The 13,867-nt window shown below is 64.9% G+C and carries 17 protein-coding genes; 3 read left to right on the top strand and 14 right to left on the bottom strand.

Annotated elements, in window-relative coordinates:
- Positions 1-196 precede the first annotated feature (196 nt).
- The 4 genes from IVB36_RS11760 to IVB36_RS11745 form a co-directional block, all read right to left on the bottom strand.
- On the bottom strand, positions 197-376 hold the full coding sequence (locus IVB36_RS11760; protein ID WP_018453462.1) for a hypothetical protein: 180 nt from the start codon (positions 374-376) through the stop codon (positions 197-199).
- A 321-nt stretch (positions 377-697) separates the two neighbouring features.
- Positions 698-997, bottom strand: coding sequence for a transcriptional regulator (locus IVB36_RS11755; protein ID WP_018453460.1), 300 nt, complete (start codon positions 995-997; stop codon positions 698-700).
- A complete protein-coding gene (locus tag IVB36_RS11750; protein WP_247299349.1) occupies positions 997-1,551 on the bottom strand; it encodes a hypothetical protein in 555 nt (184 codons plus the stop codon). The genes IVB36_RS11755 and IVB36_RS11750 overlap by 1 nt, the downstream gene beginning before the upstream one ends.
- Positions 1,548-2,558 (bottom strand): alpha/beta fold hydrolase, encoded by a 1,011-nt coding sequence (locus IVB36_RS11745; RefSeq protein WP_026232535.1) that lies wholly within the window; start codon positions 2,556-2,558, stop codon positions 1,548-1,550. The genes IVB36_RS11750 and IVB36_RS11745 overlap by 4 nt, the downstream gene beginning before the upstream one ends.
- A 137-nt stretch (positions 2,559-2,695) precedes the next feature.
- On the opposite strand from IVB36_RS11745, the gene xseA reads away from it, so the two are divergent.
- Positions 2,696-4,318, top strand: coding sequence for an exodeoxyribonuclease VII large subunit (gene xseA, locus IVB36_RS11740; protein WP_026232534.1), 1,623 nt, complete (start codon positions 2,696-2,698; stop codon positions 4,316-4,318).
- Positions 4,319-4,582: 264 nt separating this feature from the next.
- On the opposite strand, the gene IVB36_RS11735 is transcribed toward xseA, so the two are convergent.
- On the bottom strand, positions 4,583-4,753 hold the full coding sequence (locus IVB36_RS11735; RefSeq protein ID WP_198293346.1) for a hypothetical protein: 171 nt from the start codon (positions 4,751-4,753) through the stop codon (positions 4,583-4,585).
- 259 nt (positions 4,754-5,012) lie between these two features.
- A complete protein-coding gene (locus IVB36_RS11730; RefSeq protein ID WP_018453455.1) occupies positions 5,013-5,837 on the bottom strand; it encodes a dienelactone hydrolase family protein in 825 nt (274 codons plus the stop codon).
- 175 nt (positions 5,838-6,012) lie between these two features.
- On the opposite strand from IVB36_RS11730, the gene IVB36_RS11725 reads away from it, so the two are divergent.
- Positions 6,013-6,240 carry a DUF2093 domain-containing protein gene (locus tag IVB36_RS11725; RefSeq protein WP_007596922.1) on the top strand — a complete coding sequence of 76 codons (228 nt, stop codon included), beginning with the start codon at positions 6,013-6,015 and terminating at the stop codon, positions 6,238-6,240.
- 16 nt (positions 6,241-6,256) lie between these two features.
- Here the strand turns inward: IVB36_RS11725 and IVB36_RS11720 are convergent, their stop codons facing one another.
- Positions 6,257-6,562, bottom strand: coding sequence for a hypothetical protein (locus tag IVB36_RS11720; protein WP_018453454.1), 306 nt, complete (start codon positions 6,560-6,562; stop codon positions 6,257-6,259).
- 405 nt (positions 6,563-6,967) lie between these two features.
- On the opposite strand from IVB36_RS11720, the gene IVB36_RS11715 reads away from it, so the two are divergent.
- Positions 6,968-7,249 (top strand): hypothetical protein, encoded by a 282-nt coding sequence (locus IVB36_RS11715; protein ID WP_231190246.1) that lies wholly within the window; start codon positions 6,968-6,970, stop codon positions 7,247-7,249.
- 327 nt (positions 7,250-7,576) lie between these two features.
- Here the strand turns inward: IVB36_RS11715 and IVB36_RS11710 are convergent, their stop codons facing one another.
- The 7 genes from IVB36_RS11710 to IVB36_RS11680 form a co-directional block, all read right to left on the bottom strand.
- Positions 7,577-7,912: a GYD domain-containing protein gene (locus IVB36_RS11710; protein WP_007596925.1), complete on the bottom strand. Its 336-nt coding sequence runs from the start codon at positions 7,910-7,912 to the stop codon at positions 7,577-7,579.
- 246 nt (positions 7,913-8,158) lie between these two features.
- Entirely contained in the window at positions 8,159-9,175 is a 1,017-nt protein-coding gene (gene lpxK, locus IVB36_RS11705; RefSeq protein WP_018453451.1) for a tetraacyldisaccharide 4'-kinase, read from the bottom strand.
- Positions 9,168-10,514, bottom strand: a complete 1,347-nt coding sequence (locus tag IVB36_RS11700; protein WP_018453450.1) for a 3-deoxy-D-manno-octulosonic acid transferase — start codon at positions 10,512-10,514, stop codon at positions 9,168-9,170. The genes lpxK and IVB36_RS11700 overlap by 8 nt, the downstream gene beginning before the upstream one ends.
- Complete coding sequence (locus tag IVB36_RS11695; RefSeq protein ID WP_018453449.1) at positions 10,477-11,190, bottom strand: lysophospholipid acyltransferase family protein; 714 nt, start codon at positions 11,188-11,190, stop codon at positions 10,477-10,479. Before IVB36_RS11695 ends, IVB36_RS11700 begins: the two co-directional genes overlap by 38 nt.
- Positions 11,187-11,429 carry a DUF4170 domain-containing protein gene (locus IVB36_RS11690; protein ID WP_007596929.1) on the bottom strand — a complete coding sequence of 81 codons (243 nt, stop codon included), beginning with the start codon at positions 11,427-11,429 and terminating at the stop codon, positions 11,187-11,189. The genes IVB36_RS11695 and IVB36_RS11690 overlap by 4 nt, the downstream gene beginning before the upstream one ends.
- Before the next feature lie 60 nt (positions 11,430-11,489).
- Entirely contained in the window at positions 11,490-12,308 is an 819-nt protein-coding gene (locus tag IVB36_RS11685) for a 3'(2'),5'-bisphosphate nucleotidase CysQ (RefSeq protein WP_018453448.1), read from the bottom strand.
- The gene (locus tag IVB36_RS11680) at positions 12,295-13,698 is read right to left on the bottom strand and encodes a TldD/PmbA family protein (protein ID WP_018453447.1); all 1,404 of its coding nucleotides are present in this window, start codon (positions 13,696-13,698) and stop codon (positions 12,295-12,297) included. The genes IVB36_RS11685 and IVB36_RS11680 overlap by 14 nt, the downstream gene beginning before the upstream one ends.
- Positions 13,699-13,867: the final 169 nt, after the last annotated feature.

The following is a 13,867-nucleotide window of genomic DNA, read 5'->3' as shown; positions in this document are numbered from 1 at the left end:
AAGGTTGCGAACCCCTCATCTCAAGACAGGACGCCTCGTTGCGCTATCCTCTCAGCCGCGCTGCCGGCCGTCGTGCCTACCGCGCGAGCGGTTTAGTCCTGTGGCGGTTATCGGCGTCAGGACAAGCTGATGAGCATGTCCGCTAAGGGCCGCCTGACCGGGGACATTGCATGGCCGCGACCGCCACTGAGCGGCCTTACTGTCTTGTGTGGTGCTTGAGAACAGTGACGCGCCGATCTCTGTGCCACACTTCTAAATCGTGGCCGTCGAGCAGCTGTCTCGCTTTGGCTGTGGCCTCGTCGTCGTTGGCGCAATCGATCTCATGAACGCCGCTGATCCGCCCGTCCTCGCCCATGATATAAGCGCGGTAGTCCATCGCACGCCTTCCCCGTTGGGAACATTTTACCTCCCAGTTACGGGCGCGGCCTTAACATAGATTAATCGATGTCGTGGGTGCCCTCAATCGTCGCAATGAGCTTCTGGCACTTGAAGGTGCGGACAGTTTTGAAGGAGCGTGTATCGAGATAGCTTTGGACCCGCAGCAATCGGCCATCGCAATGCCGGCAATCCCCAATTGATATGGACTATCGTTGTACGGGCGAGCCTCGCAGGTCAGCTTCGGGTCACAAGCCATCGATCATGCCCGAGGTGGGAGACTTCCGCTTTGCGTTGGTAAGCCGACATTTATGAGTACGTCCTACCCCTGCTTCCCCGCAATAATCTCCTGCAGCGTCGCCACATGCCGCGCGAACGCTCCGCGCCCCGCAGCGGTCGCGGTCACCGTGGTCTGCGGCTTCTTGCCGACGAAGGCTTTCTCCACCGACACGTAGCCCGCCTTGGCCAGCGTCTCGATATGCGCACCGAGATTGCCGTCGGTGGCGCCGGTGAGCTTTTTCAGCCGGGAAAATTCCAATCCTGCGGTGGCCGGCAGCGCGTTCAGTGCCGCCATGATCTTCAGCCGCAACGGCTGGTGGATGATGTCGTCGAGCTCGGCCATCAGATCCGCCGCATCCAGAGGCCGCCGAGGATCAGGCCTCCGCCATTGACGAAGGCCATCCAGAGCGGGAACGCCTCGCCGATGTAGAAATAGCCGATCAGCGTCAGCGCGGAGATACCGAGACCGATCGCCATGAAGGCATAGCCGAACCAGAGACCCGCCAGCGAATAGAACAGCATGAAGTAGAGCGGCCAGAACGTGCCCAGCTGGCGCGGACCGAAATGACCGATCACGTTGGTGCAGAGATAACCGAAGGCGAAGAACAGCGCGAACACCAGAAGCAGTCTGATGTTGAAGGCGGCGCCATGGGGGTGATGCGGCGGATTGAGAATGCGCAGCACCACCAGACCGCCGGCGCCCAAAACGTCCACGGCAACCCAGGCGTAGCCCGCATAGACCGGCCAAAGCCAGGTCACGAGATTGCCCGCGAACACCAATGCGCCCCACCAGACGGCGGCGTGGCTCGCCAGCTCGTAGAGCTGCGATTGCTTCACGCGCTGGACGATGTCGTCGATATCGGCCAGCGCCGCGGAGGCTTCCTTGCTGTCGATCATGACTGCCCTGTCCCGCGCGTCGCCACATCGTCGGCGATGACCGAGATCGCCTTCGGGTTGGTGACGATGCCCATGTGGTTGATGCCGTCGATGATCTTGACGTCGACCGATGGCTTCACCGCCTGCACGGTTTCTGCATATTTATCCGAGATCATCATCTCGTCCTCGGCGCCGCCGAAGATCGTGACCGGACGTGTCGCCGCCGGAAGATCGAGGCGATAGCCGCGCGTCGCGAAATTGCGCGTCAGGCGGTCCGAATAGGTGGCGACGAGATATTTTGCCGAACTCGCCGGCACGGCGAGCGCGAGCACCGGAAGCTGCGAACAGCAGTCGATGCCGATCTTGCGCAGCGTGGCCAGCGCGAAGAAGCGCGGCAGGTCGACATTGGCCCAGCCGCCGGCATGCGGCTTGTTGGTCGGCGCGTCATAGCCGAGATAGGGTGCGAGCAGCACGGTGCGCACGAACATGTCCTGCATGATCGGCGTCGCGGCGACGCGCAGCGAGAAGCCGGCGCCGGCGGAATGGCCGATCAAGGTGAGCGGCAGCTCCGGCGCGGTCTTGCGGATTTGAGCGACGAAGTCGACGAGGTCGTCCTCGAGCTGGCCGACATAGCCGATATCGCCGCGCGTGCCGGAGCCACCATGGCCGCGGATGTCGAGCGCCCAGGTCTCCACGCCGCGCGCGGCGATGGCATGGGTCAGGGCATGATTGACGGTGCCGCTGGAGCCGGACGAGCCGTGGATGAAGATCGCGCCACGGCCGGTTGCAAGACCATTGGCAGCGTAGTGGCGGAAACCGATCCAGGTGCCGTCGCGGGCCTGGAAGCGCTCGAGCGGAGGCAGCGTGGACCAGTCTATCCCCTTCGATGAGTCGGAGACCGACTTCATCTCCGGCGGCCGCTCCAGCGGCGTTGCGATCATGGCAGCCAGGATCAGCGCCACACAGCCGACCGCACACAGGGCCCATTTCAGCCCGTTCACAACGCCGCGCAGCACTCGAATTGCCATGATCTACTCCTCTCAGCCTATTCAGCTATAGAGAACTCTATATTGCAGAGTACTCTTTTGGTCAATACCCGGATTGGCGCGGCGCTGCAAAAATCCTTAACGTCGGGTCTGATCCCCACATGCCGAATCGTTTGCCGATGCCTTCAGCGGAACCCCTGCTCAACACTCCCGAATTCACCGTCTCGGAGCTCTCCCAGTCCCTGAAACGGACGGTCGAGGACACCTATGGCCATGTCCGGGTCCGCGGCGAGATCTCCGGCTTCCGCGGGGCTCATTCGTCCGGCCATTGCTATTTCGCGCTCAAGGACGAGAGCGCCAAGATCGAGGCGGTGATCTGGAAGGGCGTGCACGGGCGCATGCGCTTCAAGCCCCAGGAGGGGCTCGAGGTCATCGCCACCGGCAAGCTCACGACCTATCCGGGCTCCTCGAAATACCAGATCGTGATCGAGGCGCTGGAGCCGGCCGGCATCGGCGCGCTGATGGCGCTGATGGAGGAGCGCAAGCGGAAGCTCGCCGCCGAAGGCCTGTTCGACGAGGCGCGCAAGCAGCTTCTGCCGTGGCTGCCGGAGGTGATCGGCGTGGTGACCTCGCCGACCGGCGCCGTGATCCGCGACATCCTGCATCGGCTGGAGGACCGCTTTCCCCGCCATGTGCTGGTGTGGCCGGTCAAGGTGCAGGGCGAAGGCTCGGCCGAGCAGGTCGCGGCCGCGATCCGCGGCTTCAATGCGCTGCCGGAGGGCGGCAGGATTCCGCGCCCCGACGTGCTGATCGTCGCGCGCGGCGGCGGCTCGCTGGAGGACCTGTGGTCGTTCAACGAGGAGATCGTGGTCCGCGCCGCGGCCGAGAGCATGATCCCGCTGATCTCGGCCGTGGGGCACGAGACCGACATCACGCTGATCGATTTCGTCGCCGACAAGCGCGCACCGACGCCGACGGCGGCGGCCGAGATGGCCGTGCCGGTGCGCAGCGATCTCTTTGTCGAGGTCGGCGATCTCGGGCGACGTACCCGGTCCTGCTGGCAGCGCGGCCATGAGAGCCGCCGCAGCGAGCTGCGTGCCGCCGCGCGCGCGCTGCCGGCCGCCGGCGATTTGCTGGCGATCCCGCGGCAGCGGCTGGATTCGGCGGGTGCGTCCCTGCCCCGCTGCCTCAAGGCCAACACCCACGCGCATTTCCGAAGGTTCACCGCCGCAGGCGCCAAGCTGACGCTGCGGGTGCTGCACGGCCAGATCGCGCAGGCTGATCATCGCCTCACCGTGTGCGGCGAACGGCTCGGCCTATCCGCACGCTCGCTCTTGCGGCGGCGGCGCGACCGCTTTGCCGGGCTGGAGGTGCGCTTGCGCGCCTCAAAACTGTCCAATGCGCAGGCGCAGCGCAACGCGATTCACCGCCAGCGCGAGCGCACGCATCGCCTTGCCGAGCGCGCGGGCCGCGCGCTGGTGACGCTGTTGCAGCGGCTGGATGCCCGCGTCGAGAACAGCGGCAAGCTGCTCTCCGCCTTGTCCTATCGCGGCGTGCTCGCGCGCGGCTTTGCCCTGGTGCGGGACGAGGCCGGCCATCCGCTGCATTCGGCGAATGAGATCGGTCCCGGCGCACGGGTCGAGATCGAGTTTGCGGATGGCCGTGTCGGTGCGACCGCGGATGCGGATCGGCCCGCGGCTGCAGCGAAGCGCGCGCCGGCGCAAGCGAAGCCAGCCGCGCAGGACGCCAAGCCTGCGCCGAAGCGCGTGGGCAAGCCGGTGGATCAGGGGAATTTGTTTTAGGCGGAGGGCGGCGTTCCACCCTGGCTGTCATTCCCCGCCTTGTGCGCAATTGCGCACAGGAGCGGGGAATCCAGTACGCCGCGGCTTCTCGATCCATCACAACCGCCTCGGCGTACTGGATCGCCCGGTCAAGCCGGGCGATGACAGTGAGTGTGTGGGACGCGTGTCACGAACTCGCTGTCGTAGCCCGCATGAGCGTAGCGACATGCGGGAGTAGCGGCCCCGGATATCGCTACGCTCATCCGGGCTACAAGACTGCGCGTCTCAGCGGCAGGACAATCCCGCGTCGATCGTGGTCCAGAAGCCGCAATGTTCCGGCGCGCGTTGCGGCGCGCCGGCATGGGCTTCAAACAGGAAGACCGCGACGGTGAAGACGATCAGGGCGGAGGAGAACAGGACGAAGCGGTTGCGCATGGGATTGCGTTTAATCGACATCGTGGTCGAATGATGGCGTCGTCACGGGCTGAAACCACAACGGCGCGCGATCCGTAGAGTCACGGTCGGCCATTTTCCGTGCAGGGCGGTGGTCGATGCGGGGCTGTCCGCTGTTGTTCCCTTCGGCGGCCCCGCCTTCGCTTCTCACGAGCTACGGCGCGGCGAGCCCGCTCGCCACATGTAGCCCGCATGAGCGCAGCGACATGCGGGACAGGCCTACCCGGATATCGCTACGCTCATCCGGGCTACGGCACTGCCATCACCGCGCCAGCCACTCCGCCACTTCCTTCTGCGACTCCGCGCGCGCTGCCGCATCGGTGCCGAGATGGCCGTGCTCGGGCGCGGCGGCGTCGGTGCTGCCGCTCGCTGCGTGCAGCGGCGTGTTGGCGCGGTCGAAGTCGTGATAGGCGCCGGGATAGACCACGATGCGCGCGAGCGCGCTGCGGCCATGCGCGCCCTCGACCATCTGGCGGCAGGCCGGCGGCGACGAGACGTCGTCATTGCCGCCGATCAGCACCAGCGTCGGCACCCGTGTGCTCCACCCGAGGCCGGCGGAAATCCTGCAGTCCGGATAGAACGCGATCGCGGCGCGGAAATCCGGACCCGTCTCGCGCGCAAGGTTTTGCGGACGCACGGCCCAGAGCAGCGCGCTGGCGCCGTTGGCCCAGCCCATCAGGCTGACACGGTCGCGCGCAACCCAGCTCTGCTTCATCAGCCAGGCGCGCGACGCCGCGATATCGGTGACGCGTTCGCGCCGCGCCTTGACGTGGATCTCCTTGACGCGGCATTGCGGCCCGAGCTCGCGCGAGCCGTAGCTGTCAGGGAGCAGCACGGCGTTGCCGGATTTGAGCAGCCGCTCGGCCCATTCGCGATAGCGCGGCAGGACGGAATCGGAATGGCCACCGAGGCCGCCGCAGCCGTGGAGCGCGATCACGGTCGGAAACGGCCCGGTGCCCTCGGGCTTGTAGAGCTGCGCATGCAGCACGCCGGACGCCAGCGGAATCTCGACCGGCTGCGGTGCCGGCGAGCCGTGCGCGGCCGAGAGCAGGAAGGTCAGGAACAGGGCGGTGAACGGAAGGCGCATCGAACTTTGCCGTTGGATCCTTCGCTCAAGCACTATCATGCGGAAACGCCGCCAAAACATCACAAACCGGTGGGTTTACCGGGCGGACAAGCCACCCTATCTGTGCTACATCCCGTCCAACACATCGTGCCCTCCCAGGTGATCCCGGAGCGGCCTTCCACGGAGACTTTCGACCGTGCTGAACAAGTTCGGCCCTTCGGGCCATGGCGAAGCGCAGGTGCAGTATCTCGACGGCGATTTCCGCGTGATCTCGCCGGGGACCTTCGTGCGCTGCGCGATCACCGATACGCGCATTCCGCTCGACGAGTTGAAATACTGGAGCGTGGACCTGCAGGAAGCCTACGCCACGCCCGCCGCCGTGCTCGAGCGGCATTACCCGGGCGCGCCCAAGCCGCAGGCGTGAGGCCGCAGCCGCGCGTCTATCGCTGCTCCGCGCCATCCGCGCCCACGCAGGTCTTGATGAAACTCTTCCTGGTCTCGCCGACGATCTTCTGATCGATCGCCTGCTTCAGGCAATCGAGCCGCGCCTGCGCCATGCAGAGCTGCATCTGGTCGCGCTTGTCCTGTCCCTTCAGGCTTGCCGTCGTGGAAAGACACGTCACGCGCTTGGTCGCGGGGACCGGCACTGTGGCGGTGGACGCCGCCGGCGGTGCCGTCTGTGCAAACACCGGCGCAATGATCAGACCCACAAGACTGGCGGCAACGGCGGCGGACGGCAACTTCATCGCATTCTCCTGAGCGTCTGAAAACGATAGGAGCTTGCGATGAATGGCGCCTGAATGGCAGGCTGCTGTCGATGGGCAAAGCGCAGCTGCCCTGCCGGCATAGCACGAGCGGTGCAGCTTTTTCACGAGGCATGTTCGGACGCATCAGAAATGCTGCTCTCACAGCCGAGATGATTTCCGTTATGCCAATCCGCGTTGCATCGAAGAGTGCTTGCACTCCATGGTTAGTTATTTCGCGTTGTGGTTGGATTCTTTGTTGCGATTGGCGCTCTTAGGTTGTTTGACGAAGTCTTGGTGAAACAAAGCGCCGCTATGCTTCATCTTAGGTAACTGGCCCTGCTCTTTTTATCGCACAGACAATCAAGTCAGCCAAGCGGCCACTGAGCTCTGGAATTGGCGCAGTCTGTGAACGGGCTCATATCGAAGAGCCATCTGTCGGGCTACGATCACCTCGAAAATTTGCGGTGGAATATCTGTAATCGAAAATCAACGATGGGGGTGATCATGCCCACCATATTAGACCTGCTCTATCGTGAATATTGCCGCGCCCGCCTCGCTGAAATGCGGAAACAGCTTCTGATCGCAGCTGAACGCTTTGAAGCTCTCGACGCGCATCATCATCCGGATCAGGGTGACGATGAGAGGACGGACGCACAACGCAAGACCGGTCGCCGCGCGCCGAATTGAAGCGGCCCGAGACCGGCGATCTCTCCCCGTAGCAGTGACCAAGCAGTTGGCAACAGTTTGGGAGGCAGCAATGAATACACCCGAGTACTATACCGCCATGGTGGCCTGCGTCTCGTGCCTGACCATTATCGGATTGATGGCCGTTGGGGCGTGGTGAGCATGATTGACTGCTGAACGCCGCGGACGCAGCACGCACCGGACAGCATGGTTCGTCAACGCAGGCTGGAAGGCCTTCGCCTTGCCTCGGTTGCAGACGTGCTTCTTGCTGTGAGGTGAGCGTTGCCGCCGCTTCCTTCGACTGCGGCGGCTTCGCTTTAGATCCGGATGTCAGCTTCCGGGCGGAGTATACGAAGAACGCAGCTTCGCCGCGTTCTGGCGGACCTGCTTGATCTCGTCCTGCGTGAACAGCCGCGTCAGTTTCACGTTCTGCAGGGTGCCCGCCGTGACGGTCAGGCCGGAGATGGCCGGAGCCGCACCCGGATCAGGCACATCGAAAATCACCAACACGCCTGGGCCGTCGGCCGCAACGCTGAACATCGAAATCAGCTTTCCGCCGGCCGCTTCGATGAGTTTTCTTGCCGCCTCCTGACGATCGGTCTTGGGGTTCTCCAAAATGGCATTGAGAGCGCGGGGTGTGTATTGTCCGGTGAGGCAAAAATGCATGGCATGTTCTCCTCTGGGTTTTTGGCAATGACTTTCCCTGCCGTTCCGAACTCGTCGTTACGGCCGCTGCATCTGAAATGATGAAGGTACTGCCCGCCGTGGGCATAAACGCCGTCGATGATTTCCGGGAGTTCGGCACGTCCCGGTGACGGCTCTCATGCGAGGCTACATCAACTCCCGAACGTGCGGAAGGAAATTCATCAGTGCGACATGTCGTCCCGATCAGATCTCGCCCACCTTACGAGATCATCGCCTGGAAAACCGCCGCTCGCGCGCCTTGTAGAGATGATCGCTGATCAATTGCCGAAGCGCAACCGGGTCATCGAACTCGAGCTGCACCGCGAAAGGCACGATGTCATCCGGCACGCCTTCACGGCCGTGCAGGCGAGCAAGATCCTTTTCCGTCGTTACCAATGTTTGCTGCTCGCGCCCCGCCTCCGCAGCGATGGCTGCGATCTCCTCGTTCGAGAACATGTGATGATCGGCAAAGGCGCGCGTGCGCGCGAGGTCGATGCCGCGGGCGCGCAACGTACGGAAGAACCGTTCGGGATCGCCGATGCCGGCGAACGCGAACACCGGCTTGCCCAACAGTCTTGCGACCGCCTCGGCGTCGGGTTTCAGCCGCGCGCGCAGTTCCGGCTTGTTGCGCCTGGCTAGCTCGGCCGCGACATCGTCGGCGGCGCGGCCGCCGCCGATCACGACCAGCGCGTCGGTGCGCGCGAGCTGCGCCTTCAGCGGCGCACGCAGCGGACCGGCCGGAAACACCTTGCCATTGCCGAGGCCGCGCTCACTGTCGATCACGATCAGCGAGGTGTCCTTGAGAAGACGCGGGTTCTGGAAACCGTCGTCCATCAGGATCACGGTGGCGCCTTGCGACTTCGCCAGCACGACGCCGTCGAGACGGTCGCGCGCGACCGTGACGGGAACGTCGCGCGCCATCATCAGCGGCTCGTCGCCGACGTCGGACGCGGTGTGACGCATGCGGTCGACCATTACCGGGCCCCTGAGGCTACCGCCATAGCCGCGGCTGAGCACCACCGGCGTCTCGCCGAGCTCGCGCAGGAGCTTCGTCAGCGCCAGCACGGTCGGCGTCTTGCCGGCGCCGCCGACATGGTAGTTGCCGACGCAGATCACGGGGATGCCGGCGTCGACGCCCGCGCGCAGCATCCGCCGTTCGGTGATCGCGCCGTAGAGCGCACCCAGCGGCCCCAATGCGTACGATTCGAGCGAACGTGGCCGGTACCAGAAGGCCGGCTCACGCATTGGCGGCCCCCATCTCGATCCGCAACTGCAGAAGATAAGGCTCGAGCGCGGTCATGGTGCGGTTGAGCGCGCCGCCGAGATCCTCGACCACGCCGGCGCCCGATTGCTGGATCTTGTGACGCACGGCAGGATCGGCGAGCAGCTGGCCGAGCTGCTTGATCAGCAGCTCCTGCGTGTCGGCCTGGCGCGCACCGCCGCTGTGATCGAGCGCCTCGTAGACGTCGGCGAAATTGAAGACGTGCGGACCATGGACGATGGCCGCGCCGAGCTTGATCGCTTCGATCGGATTCTGGCCACCATGGCGGATCAGCGATCCGCCCATGAACACGATGTCCGAGAGGCGATAGAACAGGCCGAGCTCGCCCATGGTGTCGGCGATATAAACGTCGGTGGTCGCCGTCGGCAGCTCGTCGCGCGAGCGCAGAGCCGGCTTCAGGCCGGACGCCGTGATCAGGCCTGTGATCGAGGAGCCGCGATCCGGATGGCGCGGCACGATCACGGTCAGGAGCTGCGGGAAGAAACCGCTGAGGCTGCGATGCGCCGCCACCAGCATCTCCTCCTCGCCCGGATGGGTCGAGGCCGCGACGATGATCGGACGCCCGCGCGTCATCGCCATCAGCCGTTCGAGCTTGGCAGGATCGGCCGGCGGCGCCGGCACGTCGAGCTTGAGATTGCCCGTGGTGACGACGTCCCGGCCGCCGAGCGCCGAGAAGCGCTCGGCATCGGTCTTCGACTGCGCCAGACAAATGTCGAAACGCGACAGCAGCGCCGAGATGGTGCCCTGCATGCGGCGCCAGCGCGGGAAGGAGCGCGGCGACATCCGCCCGTTGATCAGCACCATCGGCACGCGACGCGCAGCGCCTGCCAGGATCAGGTTCGGCCAGAGATCGGATTCGATGAACAGCGCCAGCGACGGCTTCCAATGGTCGAGGAAGCGCGCGACGTAGCGCGGGGAATCATACGGCACGTATTGATGGATGACGTCGGGCGGAAAGCGCTTTGCGACAATAGCAGCCGACGTGACGGTGCCCGAGGTGAGCAGAATGCGCAGGTTCAGATCGCGCAAGCGCTCGATCAGGGCCGCCGCGGCGAGGACCTCGCCGACGCTGGCGCCGTGAATCCAGACCAGCGGACCGTGCGGTCGCACGTCCCGGGACAGGCCCCGCCGTTCGCCGACGCGCGCGGGATCTTCCTTGCCCTGCTTCAGGCGCCGCTTGATCAGCACAGGCGCGAGCGGCACCAGGCCGCGCGCCAGGCGCCGGTACATCCGCAGCGTCAACGGCAGCGAGCCCGGTAGCGATTTAGGCATCTGCAGGTCCCGGCCGGCCGAGTTGCGCATAGGCGCGGCGGGTCGCCTCGTTCAAGGTCTCCTCCAGCTCGAGCCGCAGCGCTTCCATGGTGGCGGCGTCCGCATCCGGCGGAACGTGGATTTCCTTGATGCCGACCAACGCGCCCCGCCCGAACGGCAGGTTGATGGTGGTGCGGTCCCAGTTCTTGAGCCGGACGAAGCGGCTGGTCGCCATCGCAAAAGGCATGATCGGCCGCCCCGATTCCCGTGCCAGCATGATGATGCCGAGCCCAGCCACGCGCGAGCGCTTGGGGACGTCAGCGGTCAGCGCGACATTACAACCGTCCTCGAGCGTCCGCACCATTTCCTTGAAGGCACCGACCCCGCCTTTGCGGTGAAACGCGCCGCCATGGTCGCCGGAGCCGCGGATGGTGCCGATGCCGAGCCGCTCGGCGGCAATCGCGTTGAACTCGCCGTCGCGGTGACGGGAGATCAGGACCCTGGCCTTGTACCAGTCCTTGTTCTTGATGAAGGGGGTGAGGAAATGCTGGCCGTGCCAAAAGGCGAAGATCGCCGGGATCTGCGGTTCGACGCGGTCATAGACGTCAGGCGGATCGAACGTGAATGTGTTCGTCCGCCAGACCAGACGCAGATATTCGGCCGCCAGGATTCCGACGGCACGCTGAACGAAGCTGCTCCTCAGCGTATTGCGAAGCAGCTTTTTCAACGCGCCGGTTCTTGATTCGGGTCGAGCAGCCGGTGGAGATGGACGATGAAATAGCGCATCTGCGCGTTGTCGACCGTGCTCTGCGCCTTGGCGCGCCAGGCGGCGTGCGCGGTCGCATAGTTCGGATAGAGGCCAACGATCTCAACGTCGTCGAGGTTCTTGAAGGTGTTGTGCTCGAGATCGACGAGCTCGCCGCCGACGACGAGGTGGAGCAGTTGTTGCGGGGCACTATCTGGCATCGGTTCTGTTCCTAACGGGCTGCCCGGCAAAGCAGTGTTCGACAAGCACGAGAAAGCGCTTCACGGCAAGGGGCGGTTTCGAAAATGCGAGACAATGTTCGCATGACGATCGCGACCCGCTGCCACCAGCACCCCATGCGTGACTTGCCGGCGGTTATAGAGGATGGGATCTCCGGAGAGATCGCTCATCCTACCATCGGCTTCCTGCACGATCAAATCCGCCGCCGCAAGGTCCCAATCATGACTGTTGCCGCCCGCAAAAGCCGCATCCAGCGCGCCATGAGCGACCCGGCACAGACGCAGCGCGAGCGAACCGATTCGCGGATGCAGCTTGATCTCGCCCAGTGACGGCTTCAGGCGCTCGACCAGGGGCTTCGGACCCGCGACCCGCGAGAAGTCAAGCTCGGATCCCGACGTCGCCCGCACCGGCACCTCGTTGAGGGTCGTGCCCTGGCCGCGGGCGGCGAAAAAGAACTCTTCGCTCGTCGGCGCGAACACCGCGGCCAGCACTGGCGAGGCATCCTCGACCAGCGCCACGCTGACGCACCATTCGTCATGGCCATTGAGATAGTTGCGGGTGCCGTCGATGGGATCGACGATCCAGGTCATCCGCCGCGACAGCCGCACCTCGTCGTCGGCGCTCTCCTCCGACAGCCAGCCATAGTCGGGCGTCGCCGCGCGCAGGCGCGCTTCCAGGAGATCGTTGACGGCAATGTCGGCTTCCGAGACCGGCGAGGACGCGCCCTTGGTCCACTTCTTCAGCTCGGTGCGGAACATCGACTGCGCGAGTGCGCCCGCCTCCCGCACCGTCTCTTGCAGCAGCGCCGCGTCGCGCGTCAGGATGGCTTCACCGGTTGCGTTCGCGTCAACGTCCGCCAAGCGTCAAACCCTCGATGCGCACCGTCGGCGCATTGACGCCGTAGCGGAACTCGAGATTGTTCGCCGGCTGCATCGACCTGAAGATCTCGAACAGATGGCCGGCGATCGTCACCTCGCTCACGGGATAAGTGAGTTCGCCGTTCTCAATCCAGAAGCCGGAGGCGCCGCGGCTGTAATCGCCGGTGACGCCGTTGACGCCCGAGCCGATCAAATCGGTGACGTAGAACCCCTGCTTGATGTCGGAGATCAGCTCGGCCGGCGTCGGCGTGCCGGGTTCAAGATGCAGATTGTACGGGCCGGGTGACGGCGAGGAGGACACGCCGCGGTGGGCATGGCCGGTGGTGGTGAGGCCGAGCTCACGCGCGGTCGCGCAATCGAGCAGCCAGGTCGTCAGCACGCCTTCGTCGATCAGCGCGATCTTCTTCACGGCGACGCCTTCGGCGTCGAACGTCTGCGAGCGCAGGCCGCGTTTGCGCAGCGGATCGTCGATGATGCGGATGTTGTTGGCGAACAGCTGCTGGCCGAGCGTGTCCTTCAGGAAGCTGGTCTTGCGCGCGATCGAAGCGCCATTGATGGCGCCGACGACGTGACCGACCAGCGAGCCCGCGACGCGCGGATCGAACACCACAGGCACCTTGCAGGTCTCGACCTTGCGAGGATTGAAGCGCGCCACGGTGCGCTCGCCCGCGGAACGGCCGACGATCTCCGGTGACAAGAGGTCTACACCATGCGGCGCCGAGGTGAAGTCGTAGTCGCGCTCCATGCCGGTGCCGTCACCGACAATGGCGGTGGCGGAGATGCCCTGGCTGGACCGCAGATAAGAACCGTGGAAGCCGGTGCTGGTGACGAGCACCATGCCGCCCATGCCGGCGGAGGCCGAGGCGCCGCCGGATTTGGTCACGCCCTTCACACCAAGCGCCGCAGCCTCGGCTTCGAGCGCGCGACGCTCGAGTTCCGAGGTCGCGGGCACGTCAGGGTCGAGCAGATCGAGATCGGGGAAGTCGCGCGCGAGCAGTGCCGGATCGGCAAGGCCGACATATTTGTCGTCGGGCGCGACGCGCGCCATCGCAACCGCTCGCTCGGCAAGCTTGGTCACGGCATCGCCGCTGGTATCATTGGTCGAGACCACCGCCTGACGGCGGCCGACCAGCACGCGCAGGCCGACATCGTCGCCCTCGGACCGTTCGGATTCCTCGACGCGGCCGTCGCGGACCTCGACGCCTTGCGAGACGCCACGCACGGCGACTGCATCGGCCGCATCCGCGCCGGCGCGCCTTGCAGCCTCCACCAGCCGCTGCGCGAGATCGGAGAGCGCAGACTGGTCGAACAGGTCGCGGCTGGCTGTGGACGAATCCTTGGGCGAAAGCGTCGAGCTTGGTGAAGGGTTCACAAACGAAATCCTGTTGGGGCGGGCTGCGGGACCGGAACCCACAGATGTGCCCTGATCGCGCGGACTTCAAGCATTTTCAGCCCACCAAAAGCTCAGATTCGCACCTTGCGCGCAACGTCTCGTCAATCATGCGCGCCAAGGTCTTGTCAATCATGCGCGGCGGTGAGGT

This window comes from Bradyrhizobium sp. 35, assembly GCF_023073215.1.
GTDB lineage: Bacteria > Pseudomonadota > Alphaproteobacteria > Rhizobiales > Xanthobacteraceae > Bradyrhizobium > Bradyrhizobium canariense_D.
This window is presented reverse-complemented; position numbering and strand designations above follow the sequence as displayed.

Excerpts from the sequence above, each read along its gene's own strand:
- IVB36_RS11760 (WP_018453462.1), bottom strand. The coding sequence starts at position 376 with ATGGACTACCGCGCTTATATCATGGGCGAGGACGGGCGGATCAGCGGC.
- IVB36_RS11755 (WP_018453460.1), bottom strand. The coding sequence starts at position 997 with ATGGCCGAGCTCGACGACATCATCCACCAGCCGTTGCGGCTGAAGATC.
- IVB36_RS11750 (WP_247299349.1), bottom strand. The coding sequence starts at position 1,551 with ATGATCGACAGCAAGGAAGCCTCCGCGGCGCTGGCCGATATCGACGAC.
- IVB36_RS11745 (WP_026232535.1), bottom strand. The coding sequence starts at position 2,558 with ATGGCAATTCGAGTGCTGCGCGGCGTTGTGAACGGGCTGAAATGGGCC.
- xseA (WP_026232534.1), top strand. The coding sequence starts at position 2,696 with ATGCCTTCAGCGGAACCCCTGCTCAACACTCCCGAATTCACCGTCTCG.
- IVB36_RS11735 (WP_198293346.1), bottom strand. The coding sequence starts at position 4,753 with ATGTCGATTAAACGCAATCCCATGCGCAACCGCTTCGTCCTGTTCTCC.
- IVB36_RS11730 (WP_018453455.1), bottom strand. The coding sequence starts at position 5,837 with ATGCGCCTTCCGTTCACCGCCCTGTTCCTGACCTTCCTGCTCTCGGCC.
- IVB36_RS11720 (WP_018453454.1), bottom strand. The coding sequence starts at position 6,562 with ATGAAGTTGCCGTCCGCCGCCGTTGCCGCCAGTCTTGTGGGTCTGATC.
- IVB36_RS11710 (WP_007596925.1), bottom strand. The coding sequence starts at position 7,912 with ATGCATTTTTGCCTCACCGGACAATACACACCCCGCGCTCTCAATGCC.
- lpxK (WP_018453451.1), bottom strand. The coding sequence starts at position 9,175 with ATGCGTGAGCCGGCCTTCTGGTACCGGCCACGTTCGCTCGAATCGTAC.
- IVB36_RS11700 (WP_018453450.1), bottom strand. The coding sequence starts at position 10,514 with ATGCGCAACTCGGCCGGCCGGGACCTGCAGATGCCTAAATCGCTACCG.
- IVB36_RS11690 (WP_007596929.1), bottom strand. The coding sequence starts at position 11,429 with ATGCCAGATAGTGCCCCGCAACAACTGCTCCACCTCGTCGTCGGCGGC.